Origin of the sequence: Halosolutus gelatinilyticus, assembly GCF_023028105.1 — an archaeon.
Classification (GTDB): Archaea; Halobacteriota; Halobacteria; order Halobacteriales; family Natrialbaceae; genus Halosolutus; species Halosolutus gelatinilyticus.
In genome coordinates this window covers 1697710-1712953 of record NZ_CP095491.1, presented here as the reverse complement: position 1 = coordinate 1712953, position 15244 = coordinate 1697710, and the positions used below count along the sequence as shown (strand labels likewise).

General features: G+C 67.0%; 17 protein-coding genes. 15 read left to right on the top strand and 2 right to left on the bottom strand.

Features of this window, described 5'->3' with window-relative positions; all coding sequences use genetic code 11:
- Positions 1-17: 17 nt before the first annotated feature.
- From thpR to MUH00_RS08505, 6 genes are all read left to right on the top strand, one after another.
- The gene (gene thpR / locus MUH00_RS08530) at positions 18-575 is read left to right on the top strand and encodes an RNA 2',3'-cyclic phosphodiesterase (RefSeq protein ID WP_247003669.1); all 558 of its coding nucleotides are present in this window, start codon (positions 18-20) and stop codon (positions 573-575) included.
- 222 nt (positions 576-797) lie between these two features.
- The gene (locus MUH00_RS08525) at positions 798-1766 is read left to right on the top strand and encodes a hypothetical protein (protein WP_247003668.1); all 969 of its coding nucleotides are present in this window, start codon (positions 798-800) and stop codon (positions 1764-1766) included.
- Between the two features lie 303 nt (positions 1767-2069).
- Complete coding sequence (locus MUH00_RS08520; RefSeq protein WP_247003667.1) at positions 2070-2222, top strand: 50S ribosomal protein L39e; 153 nt, start codon at positions 2070-2072, stop codon at positions 2220-2222.
- 3 nt (positions 2223-2225) lie between these two features.
- Positions 2226-2504 (top strand): 50S ribosomal protein L31e, encoded by a 279-nt coding sequence (locus MUH00_RS08515; RefSeq protein ID WP_247003666.1) that lies wholly within the window; start codon positions 2226-2228, stop codon positions 2502-2504.
- Between the two features lie 2 nt (positions 2505-2506).
- Positions 2507-3172 (top strand): translation initiation factor IF-6, encoded by a 666-nt coding sequence (locus MUH00_RS08510; RefSeq protein ID WP_247003665.1) that lies wholly within the window; start codon positions 2507-2509, stop codon positions 3170-3172.
- 147 nt (positions 3173-3319) lie between these two features.
- The gene (locus tag MUH00_RS08505; RefSeq protein WP_247003664.1) at positions 3320-4411 is read left to right on the top strand and encodes a molybdopterin-dependent oxidoreductase; all 1092 of its coding nucleotides are present in this window, start codon (positions 3320-3322) and stop codon (positions 4409-4411) included.
- Between the two features lie 39 nt (positions 4412-4450).
- Here MUH00_RS08505 and MUH00_RS08500 read toward each other — a convergent pair whose 3' ends face one another.
- Positions 4451-4762: an ASCH domain-containing protein gene (locus tag MUH00_RS08500; RefSeq protein ID WP_247003663.1), complete on the bottom strand. Its 312-nt coding sequence runs from the start codon at positions 4760-4762 to the stop codon at positions 4451-4453.
- Between the two features lie 115 nt (positions 4763-4877).
- On the opposite strand from MUH00_RS08500, the gene rpl18a reads away from it, so the two are divergent.
- From rpl18a to MUH00_RS08465, 7 genes are all read left to right on the top strand, one after another.
- Entirely contained in the window at positions 4878-5051 is a 174-nt protein-coding gene (rpl18a, locus tag MUH00_RS08495) for a 50S ribosomal protein L18Ae (protein ID WP_247003662.1), read from the top strand.
- The gene (gene pfdA, locus MUH00_RS08490; protein WP_247003661.1) at positions 5051-5506 is read left to right on the top strand and encodes a prefoldin subunit alpha; all 456 of its coding nucleotides are present in this window, start codon (positions 5051-5053) and stop codon (positions 5504-5506) included. The genes rpl18a and pfdA overlap by 1 nt, the downstream gene beginning before the upstream one ends.
- A gap of 24 nt (positions 5507-5530) precedes the next feature.
- Positions 5531-6994 (top strand): signal recognition particle-docking protein FtsY, encoded by a 1464-nt coding sequence (ftsY, locus tag MUH00_RS08485; RefSeq protein WP_247003660.1) that lies wholly within the window; start codon positions 5531-5533, stop codon positions 6992-6994.
- 159 nt (positions 6995-7153) lie between these two features.
- The gene (locus tag MUH00_RS08480) at positions 7154-7684 is read left to right on the top strand and encodes a hypothetical protein (RefSeq protein ID WP_247003659.1); all 531 of its coding nucleotides are present in this window, start codon (positions 7154-7156) and stop codon (positions 7682-7684) included.
- A gap of 378 nt (positions 7685-8062) precedes the next feature.
- Complete coding sequence (locus MUH00_RS08475) at positions 8063-9748, top strand: nitrite/sulfite reductase (protein ID WP_247003658.1); 1686 nt, start codon at positions 8063-8065, stop codon at positions 9746-9748.
- The gene (locus MUH00_RS08470) at positions 9738-11330 is read left to right on the top strand and encodes a Coenzyme F420 hydrogenase/dehydrogenase, beta subunit C-terminal domain (protein ID WP_247003657.1); all 1593 of its coding nucleotides are present in this window, start codon (positions 9738-9740) and stop codon (positions 11328-11330) included. The genes MUH00_RS08475 and MUH00_RS08470 overlap by 11 nt, the downstream gene beginning before the upstream one ends.
- 132 nt (positions 11331-11462) lie before the next feature.
- Positions 11463-12512, top strand: a complete 1050-nt coding sequence (locus MUH00_RS08465) for a phosphatase PAP2 family protein (RefSeq protein WP_247003656.1) — start codon at positions 11463-11465, stop codon at positions 12510-12512.
- 212 nt (positions 12513-12724) lie between these two features.
- Here the strand turns inward: MUH00_RS08465 and MUH00_RS08460 are convergent, their stop codons facing one another.
- Positions 12725-13498, bottom strand: a complete 774-nt coding sequence (locus tag MUH00_RS08460; protein WP_247003655.1) for a hypothetical protein — start codon at positions 13496-13498, stop codon at positions 12725-12727.
- Between the two features lie 207 nt (positions 13499-13705).
- Here MUH00_RS08460 and thiE point away from each other — a divergent pair, with 207 nt between their 5' ends.
- Positions 13706-14371: a thiamine phosphate synthase gene (gene thiE, locus MUH00_RS08455; RefSeq protein WP_247003654.1), complete on the top strand. Its 666-nt coding sequence runs from the start codon at positions 13706-13708 to the stop codon at positions 14369-14371.
- The gene (gene thiM / locus MUH00_RS08450; protein ID WP_247003653.1) at positions 14368-15201 is read left to right on the top strand and encodes a hydroxyethylthiazole kinase; all 834 of its coding nucleotides are present in this window, start codon (positions 14368-14370) and stop codon (positions 15199-15201) included. The genes thiE and thiM overlap by 4 nt, the downstream gene beginning before the upstream one ends.
- The last annotated feature ends 43 nt before the right edge of the window (positions 15202-15244 follow it).

The following is a 15244-nucleotide window of genomic DNA, read 5'->3' as shown; positions in this document are numbered from 1 at the left end:
CCGTTCGAGTGTCGCGTATGCGGTTGTTCGTCAGCGCCGACTTGCCCGACGATCTCGCGGAGCCGATCGCCGACCTTCAGGACGATCTCGCGGAGGCCAGCGGCCTCACCCTCACCGATCCCGAGCAGGCCCACGTCACGCTGAAGTTCCTCGGCGACGTCGCCGGCGACAGACTCCCCGCGCTCGAGGACGAACTCGCCGCCGCTGTCGACGACGCCGACGTCGACCCGTTCACCGCGCGGTTCGGCGGTCTCGGCGTCTTCCCCAGCCTGGACTACATCAGCGTCGTCTGGCTTGGCGTCGCGGCGGGCGGCGACGAACTGGCCCGCCTCCACGAAGCGATCGAGGACCGGACGACGGCGATGGGATTCGATCCCGAAAGCCACGACTTTACGCCCCACGTCACCCTCGCACGGATGGAACACGCCGGAGGGAAAGATCACGTCCAAAAAGTGATACGGGAGCGCGACCCGACGGTCGGCGAGATGCACGTCGACGAGGTTCGGCTGACCGAGAGCACGCTCACCGACGCGGGGCCGCGTTATTCGGCGGTCGAACGGTTCTCGCTCGAGTAATCGCGCCACCCGAGTTTCGTCAAATTAGCCACAATTAGGCAGCACTTACGACTCCGTCTGGCGGGAGATAGTCACGGTAAACTGTCTGTACACGGTGTCTTTCAGACAATACAGAAATGAATATGATAACGCCCTCCAGTGTAGCCCTTCTGGTAGGATGGTCGCTCAAATCGGCGTTTCAGCGTCAGCCACCTCGGCGGGATGGCACGGGAGGGCTCGATGATGTCGGAGGAGACAGGCGGGATCGGTCGGTTTCCGACGCGTCGGGAACTGCTCGCCGCGATCGGCGGAGCCGCAGCCACGTCGAGCGTCGACGCGAGCGGGGTCACAACACGTGAAGCACCGCTCCGGGTGCGGGTCTATCCCGGCCCGGTCTCGATACGCGCGTGGGCGCGATACGGGTTCAGCGGGATCACCCGGAACTGGCCACCGCCGTTTCGGGACGCGTTTGCGGCGATCGAGGACGCGCTGAACCAGGTGCTCTCGTACGCGTCGCGTCAGTCGCGACTCACGGAATTCGACGTTCGCCTCGAGCGCGGCGATCTCGTCCAGTATCCGCTCTCGGAGGCGTCGCCGTCCGCGGAATCGATCATCCCGTCGCGGGACACCGTCCTCAGCGTGTTCCGCGATCAGGTGCGCGGCCGCAATGTCGGCGCGGGTGCGGAATCGACCGCACACGTGCTCTTTGCGTGGGCGCCGTTGAACTACCGACTCGGCTACGGCGGCACGCACCCGGATCTCTATCGACTCGGACGGGTCCTCGGCGACGGCGCGTACACGGCCGTGAACCTCGGCGCGACGGAGGTCTGGGACTCGCGAGTGGTAAGCCGAAACATGGCCATTCACGAGACCCTGCACACGCTCATCTCGCCCTCGATCGCCGAAGCGATCGGCGGAACGGAGTGCGATCACGACCTCGGGACCGCCGTCCGAACTGACGACGGCACCCTCCGCGTATCGCCGATGGCGACGGCTTACGCCGGTCCAGATGTCGCGGGCATCAACGGAGGGACCCGTTGGCCCGGGACGGGCTGTGCCGATATCGATCGGATCCACGAGGGTGATCCGGACGCCGCTGTCGATCAGGTCGAGTACACGACGGAGTTGAGCGACGCGACGCTCGAGGCGGTGACGCGGTTTCTCGAGTACGTCCGCGATCGGCTGGCGAACGACCAGCCAGCCTCCGGGTAGGGGTGCGACCGTCCACCGTTCGCGGACCCGCCAGCGACTCAATCGTCGACGAGCTGCTCGATCCGCGTCGCCGTCGGCGGGTGCGTTCGAAAGAGTCGCCGTCGAAGTCGTCGGAGCGGAGGTATCGTTCGGTTCGGCCGATCGACGACGAATACGTTTTGCTATCGATCGCGCGCGGCTACGAACGGCGATCGCGGTCGAATTCGCGAGACCGGTGTGAGCCGAACGGCGCGAACGTCGAAGGTCGCGATCGCCGGTAAGATGGACAAGATTTTAAGCCAGCGTGGGCTACGTCCGGCCACTATGGGTAAAAAATCGAAGGGCAAGAAGAAGCGTCTTGCCAAACTCGAGAACCAGAACAGCCGCGTTCCGGCCTGGGTCATGATGAAGACCGACATGGAAGTCACCCGGAACCCGAAGCGACGTAACTGGCGGCGCAACGACACCGACGAGTAAACCATGAGTGCAAGTGATTTCGAGGAGCGCGTCGTTACCGTCCCGCTCCGTGACGTCAAGAAGGGCGCGAACCACGAGGCAGCCGATCTCGCGATGCGACTCGTCCGCGAACACCTCGCGAAGCACTTCGCGGTCGACGAGGACGCCATCCGACTGGACCCCTCGATCAACGAGACCGTCTGGTCGCAGGGCCGATCGAATCCGCCGCGGAAGCTTCGCGTCCGTGCGGCCCGCTTCGACGAAGAGGGCGAGGCCGTCGTCGAGGCCGAGGTCGCCGAGTAAACTTGCAACGTCTCGCCTTCGCCGGGTCGGCCTACGTCGGGGTGTTCGCCCGCACGACCGACTCGTGCGTACTCGTTCGTCCCGACGTCGACGACGACGTCGTTTCCGACCTGACCGACGAACTCGAGGTGCCTGCCGTCAAGACGACCGTCGGCGGTTCGTCGACGGTCGGCGCGCTAGCGACGGGGAACGAGAACGGCCTGCTGGTCAGTTCCCGCGTCCTCGAGTACGAGCGCGAGCGCCTCGAGGACGAGGTCGACGTCCCGATCGCGGAACTGCCGGGGAACATCAACGCCGCCGGGAACGTCGTTCTGGCGAACGATTACGGCGCGTACGTCCATCCGGATCTGCCCCGCGAGACGGTCCGGATCATCCAGGATACCCTCGACGTACCCGTCGAACGCGGTGATCTCGCGGGGGTCCGGACCGTCGGCACCGCCGGGGTTGCAACGAACTCGGGCGTGCTCTGTCACCCGAAGGCAACCGACGAGGAACTGGACCTGCTGGAGGAGGTTCTGGACGTCCGGGCCGACGTCGGGACGATCAACTACGGCGCGCCGCTGGTCGGGTCCGGGCTGCTCGCGAACGAGGCCGGCTACGTCGTCGGCGAGGACACGACCGGGCCGGAACTGGGCCGGATCGAGGACGCGCTGGGCTATCTCGACTGAGGTATCGGCGCGACCGTCGATTTTGCGTCCGTCGATCGCGGAACCCGAGAGCGTCGCGAGCCGTTCGAGTCCGGTCGGCTCCGCGAGCGCGCCGCGGCGCTCGACGGCGCCGCAACACTTCTTCCCGCGCGACTCCTACGTTACCGTATGGTGTCCGGCCCGATCGATCCCGCGAGGCGTGCGCTCGACGCCGTCAGGCCGCCCCCGCGGCTGGTCGATTGGTCGATCTTCGCGATCGTCGTCTTCGAAGCCGTCTCTGGGCTGGTCTCGTTTACGGTCGGGACGGCGTCGGGGTGGCCGCTGTTCTGGCTCCACCGGATTCTCGGCCTGACGCTGATCGCGCTGCTGGGGTTCAAACTCGCTCGGGTTCGGTACCGACTCACCCGGCGCGGGCAGTGGCGCCCCTCCACGCTCCTGTCGGTGCTCACCCTGCTCGCGGCGACGGGCGCGATCGGGACGGGCCTCCTCTGGGTAGTCGGCCTCGACGCGCGACTCTCCTACTGGACGCTCCTGAGCGTCCACGTCGGGTTCGGACTCGCCCTCGTCCCGCTGCTGCTGTGGCACCTCACGACCCGGTTTCGGCTCCCGCGTCGAACCGACTTCGACCGCCGCCGGACGACGCTCCAGTACGGGGCGTTGCTGATCGGCGGGGCGTTCACCTACCGGGCGCAGGAACTCGCGAACCGCGTCCTCGACACGCCCGGCGCCGATCGGCGGTTCACGGGCTCGCAGCCGCGAGACGGGGACGGCAACGACGGCTTTCCGATCACCTCGTGGGTCGCCGACGATCCCGAGCCGATCGATCGGGCCGACTGGACGCTGACCGTCCGCGGCGAGGTCGAGACGCCGATCGAGTCCGCCTACGGCGACCTCGCGCTCGACGGCGAGAAACGAGCCCTGTTGGACTGCACGAGCGGCTGGTACACCGTCCAGAAGTGGCGCGGCGTCCGCGTCGGCGATCTGCTCGACGCGGCCGAGGTCCGGGCGGAGGCGCGGTACGTCCGGTTCGTCTCGGTGACCGGCTACCGGTGGTCGCTGCCGATCGACGAGGCCCGAGACGCGCTCCTCGCGACCCACGTGGGCGACGAGCGACTCAGCCACGGCCACGGGGCCCCGATGCGGCTCGTGGCGCCCGGTCGGCGCGGATTCCAGTGGGTGAAGTGGATCGAACGCGTGGACGTCCGTCGCCGCGACGATCCGGCCCAGTGGGTCGCGACGCTCGTCAGTGGCTTCGATTGACTCGCGTTCGATCGGCCGTTCCGTCCCTCGAACGTCGTTTCAGCGCTGATCGAACCGGTGGAGCACGATCTCGTTGTCGTCGTTCCACTCGAAGTTGTCGTGGGCGCGATCGAGCAACTGCCGGTAGGCGTCGAGGTCTTCCATCCCCTCGGCCCGGGCGTCCTCGTCCGTCAAGTCGCCGAGCGTGCGCTCGGTCACCTCGGTCACTTCGAACGTCGTCCCGTCGATGACGAATGTCTCGCCCTCCTCGGCGTACCGGTGGCCGCGGTGGATCTGGGTGACGTCGCCCGCCAAGGCACCCTGGCGCATCCGTTCGCTCGGCAACAGCGCTTCGGCGTCGAGTTCGCTCATGGCCGATCGTTCGACGATCGGTCTGAAAACGGTTCCGCCGGTAGGGTCGATCGCCGCCATCGGCCCGTCGAGCGGGAAGGGAAGATTCTTCCGACTGCCTGCCGGAGTGGATGACATGAGTGAGTTTACCGTCAGTGGTCGGTACAAGAACCGCGATGGGTACCGAGCGTTCGAAACGACGATCGACGCCGTGAACGAGGACGTCGCCCGCGAACACGTCCTCTCGCAGCTCGGGAGTCGACACGGCGTCAAGCGCACCGAGATCGAACTCGAGGAGGTCGGCGAATAATGAGCCAGCAACAACTCCAGCAGCTCTCCCAGGAACTCCAGGAGATCCAACAACAGATCGAGATCCTCCAGGAGGACGTCGAAGGGATCCAGCAGGAGAAAAGCGAGGCCGACGAGGCGATCGACGCGCTCGAGACCCTCGAATCGGGGTCGACCGTCCAGGTCCCGCTCGGCGGCGGCGCGTACCTCCGCGCGGAGATCCAGGACATCGACGAGGTGATCGTCGAACTCGGCGCTGACTACGCCGCGGAGTTCGAACAGGACGGCGCCGTCGACGCCCTCGAGAACAAAAAGGAGCGACTCGACGATCGGATCGACGAGGTCACCTCGGAGATCTCCGAACTCGAGACCGAAAGCGATCAGCTCGAACAGCAGGCTCAGCAGCTCCAGCAGCAGGCGATGCAACAGCAGATGCAGCAGCTGCAGGGACAACAGGGCCAGAACCCCGACGAATAACCGGGTCACTAGGGATCGACACCCATGTTCGACAACCTGAAGGAGAAGCTCGGGAGCTTCCGCAAAGACGCCGAAGAGGCCGCCGAAGAGAACGTCGAGGAGATCGAGGACGTCGAAGATCTCGACGAGGAGGAACTCGACGAGAAGACGCTCGAGGCCGACGCCGCGATCGACGAGGGCGACGCCGAAGCGCCGGCCGCGGACGACGTCGGTGCGACTGCCGACGAGCGCGAGGTGGTCCCCGAAGAGCCGGACGCCGATCGGCCGATGGTGGACGCCGCAGCGGAACCAGAGGCTCGAGAGACGACCGGCGAGGCGACGGCCGAGACGGCGACCGCCGGGGTCGATCGGCGAGCCGACGCCGATCCGCAGACCGAAACCGAAGCCGCGGCTGCGGCCGACGCGGCAGCCGAGCCCGATCCGACGGCCGAGTTCGACGCGGACTCCGGCGCCGACCTCGACTCCGAAGGTGCGTCCGATCTCGATCTCGAAGATGCGGCAGACGCCGAGGGCGCAACCGGGGCGGACGAGGCGATCGCCGATGCCGAGGAGGCCGACACAGACGAGGGTGCAGCCGACGACGAGTCGGTCGGCGGGATCGGCTTCGGGCGGAAGGCCAAGTCGCTCGTCCGCGGCAAGTTCGTCATCGAGGAGGAGGACCTCGAGGACCCGCTGGACGAACTCGAACTGGCGTTGCTCTCGAGCGACGTCGAGATGGGTGTCGCCCAGGAGATCATCGACAACATCCGCGACGAGCTGGTCGGCGAGACCCGGACGTTCACGACCTCTACGGGTGACGTGGTCGAGGAGGCGCTCCGGGACGCGATCTACGACGTGATCAGCGTCGGCCAGTTCGACTTCGACGAGCGCATCGCCGTCGAGGACAAACCCGTCACGATCGTCTTCACCGGCGTCAACGGCGTCGGGAAGACCACGTCGATCGCAAAGCTCAGCCGCTACTTCGAGGAGCGGGGCTACTCGACGGTGATGGCGAACGGCGACACGTACCGCGCCGGCGCCAACGAGCAGATCCGCGAGCACGCCGACGCGCTGGACACGAAGCTCATCAGCCACGAGCAGGGCGGCGATCCCGCCGCCGTGCTGTACGACGCCGTCGAGTACGCCGAGGCCAACGACGTCGACGTCGTCCTCGGCGACACGGCCGGCCGACTCCACACCAACGAGGGGCTGATGGATCAACTCGAGAAGATCGACCGCGTCGTCGGTCCCGACATGACGCTGTTCGTCGACGAGGCCGTCGCCGGCCAGGACGCCGTGAACCGGGCCCGCGAGTTCGACGAAGCCGCCGAGATCGACGGCGCCATCCTGACCAAGGCCGACGCCGACTCCAACGGCGGTGCGGCGATCTCGATCGCCCACGTAACTGGGAAACCCATTCTGTTCCTCGGCGTCGGCCAGGGCTACGACGATCTGGAGCGGTTCGATCCCGAGGAGATGGCCGATCGGCTGCTCACCGCCGAGGAGTAGGGTTATTTCGCTTCTTTTCGAAGCGCTCGTATACTGATGGCAGGCCGTGAGACTCGTATTCGGGATCGAAGAGAGATTCTCTGGTTCGCCTTTTTCGGAGCGTACACCAGTACGCTCCTTTTCGCTCCCATCTACAGCGTGATTTTCGACGGATCCATCGTGGGCGAATCGAGGTATCTCCGGTCCGTACTGCTCACGGCGATCGTCGGCTCGCTCGCCGGAGCTACGATACTCCGATCGCGGATCCAGATGGACAGGTATCGCTCGGCTGAAGTGGCGGTCTGGGACGAAGTGGTCCGCTACGCGGTCACGTTCTTTCCAGTCGTAACCGGCACTGCGCTGGTGCTCGGGGCCGTAACCGCCGTGGTTTCGGACGCCGCAGAAGCGCCGCTCCTGGTGCGCCACGTTCTGGCGACCGTCCTCACAGCGGCCCTTCTAGCCCTGCGATGTCGCGGACGAATTACGTATCCGTCGTGGCTCCGGAACTATTCGTGGGGGCTGTCGGCGTATGCGATCCTGTTCGGCGGCGTGTTCTTTACCACCTACATATACCTGACCCCGGTGTTCGGTCCTACGGACGAATTATTGACGCTCTTTTCGCTGGCTTGCGCGACGATCGCCGTCCTGTTACGGCGGACGGAGGTGTTCGTTCCCTCCTGCGAACGACCCGCCATCTGTTCGATACTGTGACCTGCTATCTATCTGGTGTGAAAAGCTGTAATGTCCGGCCGGTCAGCGCGATCGCTAGTGCTCGCTCGGCCGCTCGGTTCCGGTCGTGCTACCCCGACGAGCAGTTTCCTGCGCCGGCACCGCTTGCCGGTACCCACGACGGGACCGCTCCGCGTCGCGCCGGCGCCCGTCGTCTCCCGGCCGGTCGGGGCGGATCTGCCACGGCACCGTCGGCGGGCGTGCGAGAGTAGTGGCAATATTTGTCGCCGGGGACGACCGTCGTCATGATTCGCCTGTTTGCGGGGGGGTATACGCACGGGGTGAGATACCCCGTCAAACGATGATCTTTCGCTACAGCGCGATCGCGACGACTGCCGGCGCGCACCGGCGGTGGTCGACATGAACACGACCGAGCGGTACAAGCAGGAGAAACACCCCCTCGACGTGATCGACGACGTTTACGACTACGCCGAGGAGCAACTCTCCTTCGAGGAAATCGAAGAGCGCGCCGGCGGCGGTGAGTGGGAGCGTCTGAAGTGGGCCGGCATGTACGCCCAGAAACAAGAGGGCTACTTCATGATTCGGACCAAGGTGCCGGGCGGCTACCTCACGCCCGAGCAGGCCGAAGTGATCGGCGAGTGCGCTACCGACTACGCCGTCGCGCCCGAGGAGTACGGCGGCGAGGAACAGAACGAACTCTGGGGCGACGCCTACCTCGACATCACGACCCGACAGGACATCCAGAAACACTGGATCCGCGTCGAGGACGTCCCCGAGATGTGGGAGCGCTACGACGAGGTCGGCCTGACGACGGTTCAGGGCTGTGGCGACTCCGCCCGGAACGTCCTCGGCTGTCCTGCTGCCGGCCTCGACGATCACGAGTGTTTCGACGCCCAGCCGGTCGTCGACGCCGTCTCCGACTTCTTCACCGAGAACCGGGAGTACGCTAACCTCCCGCGGAAGTTCAAGCTCACGATCACCGGCTGCCGGCACGACTGCGCCCAATCCCAGATCAACGACATCGGCCTCGTCCCGGCGAAGAAGGAACTGGAAGGCGAGTACTACTACGGCTTCCACGCCCGCGTCGGCGGCGGCCTCTCCGACGGGCCGCGGATGGGGTCGGAACTCGACGCTTTCATTCGACCCGAGCACGCCGTCGAGTTCTGCCGCGCCGTCGCCCAGACCTTCAAAGAGCTCGGCGATCGCCACAACCGCGGGGTCTGCCGCATGCGCTACCTCGTCGAGCAGATGGGCCCCGCGAAGTTCGAGGAAGCCGTTCGCGATCGGTGTACGATCGACCTGCCCGAAGCCGGCCAGAACCTCACCGTCGGCTACCAGGGCGACCACGTCGGCGTCCACGACCAGAAGCAAGACGGGCTGAAGTACGTCGGATTCAACGTGATCGCCGGCCGGATGGGCGGCGACGAGTTCGCCGAGGCCGCCCGCGCGGCCAAGAAGTACGGCACCGCGGACGCCTCCGTCCGCCTCGCAACCGACCAGAACTTCCTCATCACGCACGTCCCCGAGGAGAACGTCGACGATCTCCTCGCCGAGCCGTTCGCCCAGGAGTACCAGCCGGATCCGGGGCCGTTCTCCCGCGGCGCGGTCGGCTGTACCGGCAACGAGTTCTGCAACTACGCGATCATCGAGACCAAGAAGCGAACCAAACGCTGGGCCCGCGAACTCGACGAGCGCATCGACGTGCCCGACGACATCGAGGCGATCCGGATGCACATGTCCGGCTGCTCCGCGTCGTGCGCTCAGCCCCAGATCGCGGACATCGGCTTCCGCGGCGAGACGGTGAAGCTGGACGAGGACGGCGAGTCCGACATCGTCGAGGGCATGGACTTCGGGCTCGGCGGCTCGCTCGGCGCGGACAACGAGTTCCTCGATTGGATCGAGAACGCCGTCCCCGCCGACGCCGTGATCCCGGCGCTCGAACAGCTGTTCGAGGCCTACGCCGACGATCGCGAGGACGGCGAGAAGTTCTACCAGTGGTGTCGCCGCGCCGACAACGAGCGGCTCCGATCGATCATGCAGCGTGCGGAGGCGCCGGTCGCGCGAGGTGTTGCCCATGGGGACTGACGGCGACGACGAGCTCGCGTTCCCGCGCGTTCCCGACTCGAACGCGGACGACGACGAGACGGTCGCGTTCCCCGAGACCGGGAGCACCGCACCGCGATCGCGCCACGGAACCGACCACGCTCGCGACGGCGCGATCGAAACCGGCACCGGCGATAGCTGCGGTCCCGAGACCTGCACCTGCGGCGAGAAGACGGGAGACGCGACCGCACAGGATCAGCCCGTCGCCACGGATGGAGCTGGCGTGGCCAACGTCGACGAGACCGGCGACCTCGGCGAGATCGAGTTCACCGAACCCGCCGAGGGGGTCAGCCAGGACGTCGACAACGGCGAACCAGACGTCCGCGTCGGCGTTCCCGACGGCGTCGACCTCGACACGCCCGAGTACTCGATCCGATCGCAGATGAACGATATCGAGACGCCGGACGAGAAAACCTGGTTCATGGAACTCGACGAGGCGGTCATCGGCGCGGATCGGTGTATCCAGTGTGGGACCTGCGTCGCCGCCTGTCCGTCGGACTCGATCGGCGTCGGCGAGGACGACCTGCCCAAGCTGGTCAAGATGTGCACCGGCTGTTCGCTCTGCTGGGACTTCTGTCCGCGCGGCGGCCTCCGGTACGAGCGCCAGTGGAAGATCACCGGCGGCGAGGACAACGTCACGGGCGCCGGCGATCCGATCACGGAGTTCTCCGCGAAGGTCGACGACGACTGGACCGAGGGCGCCCAGGACGGCGGCGTCGTCACCGGCATCCTCGCCACGCTGCTCGAGGAGGGCGAGATCGACGGCGCGCTGATCGCGACCGAGAGCGAAGATGAGCCGTGGAAGGCCGAGAGCTTCCTCGCCACGACGGAAGAAGAGCTGATCGAGAACGCCGGCACGGTCTACAACCAGACGCTCGCGCTGGGCAACCTCGACCTGAAACGGTGGGAGCACAAGCTCCCCGACAAGGACTGGGACGACCTCTCGCTCGCCTTGGTCGGCACGCCCTGCGAGATCGAGGGCATCCGCGCCCTCCAGGACTTCGACTGGGATTACCAGAAACAGAACGAAGGCATCCGCGCGGTCGACTACACGATCGCGCTGATGTGTACGAAGAACTTCAACTACTACAGCCTCATCGGTGAGCAACTGGCGGAAAAACGCGACATCTCGCCGGACGAGATCGGCAAGATGGACGTCCTCCACGGCAAGATGATGGTCTACGGCCGCGACGGCGAGATGATCCTCGAAGAGGACGTCGAGAACTTCCACGACGCCGCGCTCAAGGGCTGTGACGAGTGCGCCGACTTCACCGGCTTCTGTTCGGACGTCACCGTCGGCTCCGTCGGCTCCTCGGACGAGTACTCGAGCGTCATCATCCGCACCGAACGGGGGATGAAGGCCTGGGAGCTGACCGAGCCGAAGCTCGACTACCACGACCTCGAAGACCGGAGCGCGATCGGCAAGCTCCAGGGCTGGGACAAGAAGAAGGCCTTCGAGAGCCTCGAACGGCCGTTCGATCCCGACGCGCCCCGGTTCATCGACTACGCGGACCACGCAGAGAACTACGGCACGGCGCTGAACCCGCACGATCAGGGGTACTGATCGACTTTCCGCGGTCCCGTTCTCGCGTCGGTATCGTCCGACGCCTCGGCTCCCGAACCGTGACGGCTGCGCCCTCGCTCCGCCGTCGTTCGAGCCGGTATCGATTAGTGACCGGTCATCGTACCGGCCGGTATGTCCCGCGGAATCGGCGAATTCGAACCGATACAGGAACTGATACCGGAGTGGGCCGCGATCATCGTCGCGCTCGTGACCCAGCTGGGCGACGTCTGGTTTCTCGCCGCGATCGTCGGTGCCGTCTACTGGTTTCACGCGAAGAAACGCGAGGACGCCGCCGTCATCGTCGGTCTGACGCTGGCCGGCCTCTCGCTGATCTCGGCGCTGAAACACGCCTTCGCCCTACCGCGGCCGGGGCAGCCGCTCGTCGCGATCGAGACCCTCCCCTGGCTGATCCAGCCGCTCTACGAGGAAACGGCGATGGCCAGCGGCTACGGCTTTCCGAGCGGCCACGCGCTCATGACCACGATCGTCTACGTCAGCCTCGCCAGACGGCTCTCGATCGGCACGCCCCGCCGACGCCTGGTCGGCGCGACGACGATCGTCGCCGCCGTCTGTTTCTCGCGAGTCGCGCTGGGCGTCCATTACCTCGTCGACGTCCTCGCCGGCGTCGGCGCCGGGTTGGCGTTTTTGCTCGTCGCGGAGCGACTGATCGCCCGGTATCCGACCGAGCCGGGGACGGTCGCCCTCTCGCTGGCGATCGCCGTGAGCGCGAGCAATCTCGTCGTGAGCGGCGTCGGTCCGGACGCCGTCCTGTTACTCGGCGCCTCGCTGGGTGCCTTCGGCGGCTGGCAGCTCGTCCGGCTCGGCGGGGACGTGTTCGCGGTCGACCGCCCGTCGCAGGCGGTTCGGCCGCTCCTGGTCAGAGGCGCGGTCGCGAGCGCGGCGTTCGCGCCGCTTGTCGCCGCGCTCGAGTACCTGCCGCTCTTCTCGCTTCCCGCTCGAGGCGGGGCGTTCGGCCTCGCGTTCGCCGCGTTCCTCACGATTCCGGTGGTGAACCGCTCCGAACGCGCTAGCAGGACCTGGGCGGCGCTGGTCTTCTGGCTCACGATGGCGGCGATCGGGATCCGCCGCCTGCTCCGGCCGTCGACCGCGCGGCGCGGGTACGTCACCGGCCGCCGGTACGTCGTCGAACTCCGGCGGTGGATCCGAGCGCAGCAGTCCTGACGAGCGGCCCCGGCACCGGGTAGCGCTCGGGACCGGTGCGCCGCTCCTCGTCGCGGGCGTCGCGCCTACAAGCGGGTCGTCGCACTCCTCGATCGTCAGGGATTCCTGGACGCCTACGCCGTGACGACGCTTCGCGAGACCGACGACCGAGCGTCGCTGGTTCGAACGGGCGGGTTCTCGAAGGACCGTAGCCGAACTCGTTCTCGCCCCCGTCAGTTCGACGGATCCCCCGCAGCGAGCGCGGCGCGGACGGTTTCGAACCCCGCGCTCGCCGCCTCGAACGTCTCGCGGGAGTCGAACCGGAGCACCGTCGGCCGGGACGGTCCGAGACGCTCTATGACCCCCACGAGCATCGAAAGCGCGCGGTTCGACGGCCGCGAGACGTCCCACCGGAGACGGATCGTCGCCGCGGCGTCGTCGATCGTGACGCCCGCGAGCGAGCCGAGTCCGAAGCAGGTCGACCCGACGCAGAAACTCGGCGGCGAGAGTTCGTACGTCGTACCGTCTCGTTCCCACTCGCACAGGGTCTGCTTCGGGAGGACGCCGGCGGACACGTCGTCGAACGGCGCCTCGATCGCTTCGAGCGCGTCCGGAGCGCTGTCGCCGTCGATGTCGAACTGCCGGTGATCGGCGTTGTACAACAGGAACGCAGCGCCGTCGCGTTCGAGGCGCACGTGTCCGACGCACACGGGGAGGTGCCAGGTCTCGATCTCCAGCAGATCGCGGAGGACGGTTTCGTTCGCCGGCTCGTCCGTGGAGTAGTCCTCGTAGCCGCCGTCGGCCGTCCCCCGATCGTACTCGGCCCGCAATCGATTCGCGAGGGTCGGATACTGGTCGCCGACGCACTCGCGGTCGATCCGGAGTCCGATCCGATCGGCGCGGGTCGCCGCCGCACGGATCGCGTCGGCGGTCGTCGCTCGTTCGGTTTCGGAGTCGAGCGAGCCGAACACGACCGCGTGCGTCGGCCGGAGATCAAGCGAATTCACGGGGCGTCTGCCTACGTCGATGCTGTCTCGGAGCCGCGGGATAAACGCTCCCGTTCGGGGGCGATCGCTCGGTGTCCGACGATCGGCGACGCCCGACGATTCGCGATCACCAACTCGGCGGCATCGGTCGGCTACTGGCAGCGATCGGACGCCTCCGCCGATCGTCCGACCGAAGCCGCTTTGTGCGACCACTGACTGGTATTCGCCGTGACTCCCTCGAACTGGCAAACCTATCTCGTCACCCAGCAGTCGCTCTCGGCCGGTCGATCGACCGTCGAGATCGTCCGGGAGGCGATCGCCGGTGGTATCGACGCCGTCCAGCTCCGGGAGAAGGGGACGGACGCGAACCGGCGGTACGAACTCGGGCTCGAACTCCGCGAGCTGACCGCCGATGCGGGCGTCGACCTGCTCGTCAACGATCGCGTCGACCTCGCGCTGGCGATCGACGCCGACGGCGTCCACGTCGGCCAGTCGGACCTCCCGGTGGCCGTCGCGCGCGACCTGCTCGGACCGGACGCGATCGTCGGCTGCTCGGCCTGGACGGTCGAGCAGGCCCGCCGGGCCGACGCCGATGGCGCGGACTACCTCGGCGTCGGGTCGATCTACGGAACGACCTCGAAAGACGTCGATCCGGAGAAGGACCGCGTCGGCCCGGAACGGGTCGCCGAACTCGCCGACGCGGTTTCGATCCCGATCGTCGGCATCGGCGGGATTACCGCCGAGAACGCGGCGCCGGTCGCCGAGGCCGGCGCCGGGGGCGTGGCCGTCATCTCCGAAATCACTCGGGCCGACGATCCGCGGGCCGCGACCGACGCGCTCGCTGCGGCCGTCGAAACGGGAAAGACCACCGGCGACGAAGGGGTGGACGCATGAGCGACGAGATCGACGCGACGGGGACCGCCCTCGCGAATTCGCTTCGAACGATCGCGGAGGCGGAACCGTTGGTCCAGCACCTGACCAACGAGGTGACGATGAACGACGTCGCGAACGTGACGCTCCACTGGGACGCGCTCCCGGTGATGGCCGATTCGCCCGGCGACGCCGGCGAAATGGCCGAGATCGCGAGCGCCGTCCTGCTCAACATCGGCCAGGTTCCCGAGGGCCGAGTCGAGGCGATGCACGAGGCCGCCGCGACGGCGACCGATCGCGGGATCCCGATCGTCCTCGACCCCGTCGGCGTCGGCGCGACGGCCACCCGTCAGTCCGTCGCCGAGGCGCTCCTCTCCGAGGTCGCGTTCGACGTGATCAAAGGAAACTACGGCGAGATCAGCGCCCTCGCGGGCGTCGAAGCCGAGGTCAAGGGCGTCGAGTCGATCGGCGACTACGACGAGATCGAGGAGACCGCGCGTTCGGTCGCCGACTCGACCGACGCCGTCGTCGTCGCGAGCGGCGTCGAGGACGTCGTCGCGGACGCCGATCGGGCGGTTCGGCTCTCGGCGGGTCACGAGCGACTTGGCGAGGTCGTCGGCACCGGCTGTATGCTCGGCGCGACCCTCGGGGCGTTCGCCGGCGCGGTCGACGATCCGTTCACAGCCGCCGTCCACGGCACGCTCGCATACGGTCTCGCCGGCGAGCGCGCGGCCGAGCGGGACCACGACGGGCCGGCGAGTTACCGGACCACCTTCCTCGATTCGGTTGCGAACTTCTCGCCCGAGTCCGTTTCCGACCTCGACCTCGGCGATCGGGTCGATCGGCTCTTTTAACCGATCGCCCGCGGTGCCGGGAACTTCTACAACTGTTTTAGTA

Bases quoted from the DNA above. Each gene is read 5' to 3' on its own strand.
- MUH00_RS08465 (WP_247003656.1), top strand. From the start codon at position 11,463: ATGTCCCGCGGAATCGGCGAATTCGAACCGATACAGGAACTGATACCG.
- MUH00_RS08515 (WP_247003666.1), top strand. From the start codon at position 2,226: ATGAGTGCAAGTGATTTCGAGGAGCGCGTCGTTACCGTCCCGCTCCGT.
- pfdA (WP_247003661.1), top strand. From the start codon at position 5,051: ATGAGCCAGCAACAACTCCAGCAGCTCTCCCAGGAACTCCAGGAGATC.
- MUH00_RS08525 (WP_247003668.1), top strand. From the start codon at position 798: ATGTCGGAGGAGACAGGCGGGATCGGTCGGTTTCCGACGCGTCGGGAA.
- rpl18a (WP_247003662.1), top strand. From the start codon at position 4,878: ATGAGTGAGTTTACCGTCAGTGGTCGGTACAAGAACCGCGATGGGTAC.
- MUH00_RS08470 (WP_247003657.1), top strand. From the start codon at position 9,738: ATGGGGACTGACGGCGACGACGAGCTCGCGTTCCCGCGCGTTCCCGAC.
- ftsY (WP_247003660.1), top strand. From the start codon at position 5,531: ATGTTCGACAACCTGAAGGAGAAGCTCGGGAGCTTCCGCAAAGACGCC.
- MUH00_RS08505 (WP_247003664.1), top strand. From the start codon at position 3,320: ATGGTGTCCGGCCCGATCGATCCCGCGAGGCGTGCGCTCGACGCCGTC.
- thpR (WP_247003669.1), top strand. From the start codon at position 18: ATGCGGTTGTTCGTCAGCGCCGACTTGCCCGACGATCTCGCGGAGCCG.
- MUH00_RS08500 (WP_247003663.1), bottom strand. From the start codon at position 4,762: ATGAGCGAACTCGACGCCGAAGCGCTGTTGCCGAGCGAACGGATGCGC.
- MUH00_RS08475 (WP_247003658.1), top strand. From the start codon at position 8,063: ATGAACACGACCGAGCGGTACAAGCAGGAGAAACACCCCCTCGACGTG.
- MUH00_RS08520 (WP_247003667.1), top strand. From the start codon at position 2,070: ATGGGTAAAAAATCGAAGGGCAAGAAGAAGCGTCTTGCCAAACTCGAG.
- thiM (WP_247003653.1), top strand. From the start codon at position 14,368: ATGAGCGACGAGATCGACGCGACGGGGACCGCCCTCGCGAATTCGCTT.